The organism is Serratia sp. LTN-2 (genome assembly GCF_059740205.1).
In genome coordinates this window covers 1-989 of the sequence record NZ_JCAXDO010000076.1, presented here as the reverse complement: position 1 = coordinate 989, position 989 = coordinate 1, and the positions used below count along the sequence as shown (strand labels likewise).

The window sequence follows — 989 nt, the reverse complement described above, 5'->3', positions numbered from 1 at the left end:
GTACGGCCGCCTTCACGGATTGCGAAACGCAGACCGTCGTCCATCGCGATTGGGTGAATCAGGGTTACAACCATGTTCACGTTGTCGCCTGGCATTACCATCTCTACGCCTTCTGGCAGTTCGATGGTACCGGTCACGTCAGTAGTACGGAAGTAGAACTGTGGACGGTAGCCTTTGAAGAATGGAGTGTGACGACCACCTTCATCTTTGCTCAGGATGTACACTTCAGATTCGAACTGGGTGTGCGGCTTGATAGAGCCTGGCTTAGCCAGTACCTGACCACGTTCGATTTCTTCACGTTTGATACCACGCAGCAGAACGCCTACGTTCTCACCCGCACGGCCTTCGTCCAGCAGTTTGCGGAACATTTCAACGCCAGTACAGGTAGACTTAACGGTGTCTTTGATACCAACGATTTCAACTTCTTCGCCAACTTTGATGATACCGCGCTCAACACGACCGGTAACAACGGTACCACGACCGGAGATGGAGAATACGTCTTCGATTGGCAGCAGGAACGGCTTGTCGATAGCACGCTCTGGCTCTGGGATGTAGCTGTCCAGGGCTTCGGCCAGTTCGATGATTTTCGCTTCCCACTCAGCTTCGCCTTCCAGCGCTTTCAGCGCGGAACCGCGGATTACTGGCAGGTCGTCGCCTGGGAAGTCGTAAGCGGACAGCAGTTCGCGAACTTCCATTTCTACCAGTTCCAGCAGCTCTTCATCATCAACCATGTCGCATTTGTTCATGAATACGATGATGAAAGGAACGCCAACCTGACGACCCAGCAGGATGTGCTCACGGGTCTGAGGCATTGGGCCGTCAGTCGCAGCTACAACCAGGATCGCGCCGTCCATCTGAGCAGCACCGGTGATCATGTTTTTCACGTAGTCGGCGTGCCCTGGGCAGTCAACGTGCGCGTAGTGACGAGTCGGGGTGTCATACTCAACGTGAGAGGTGTTGATGGTGATACCACGAGCTTTTTCTTCTGG

At 54.0% G+C, this 989-nt stretch carries 1 protein-coding gene; it reads right to left on the bottom strand.

The window, feature by feature from the left end; genetic code table 11:
• A partial coding sequence (gene tuf, locus AC6BYQ_RS28410; RefSeq protein WP_025160423.1) for an elongation factor Tu occupies nucleotides 1-989 on the bottom strand: 989 nt, incomplete at both ends.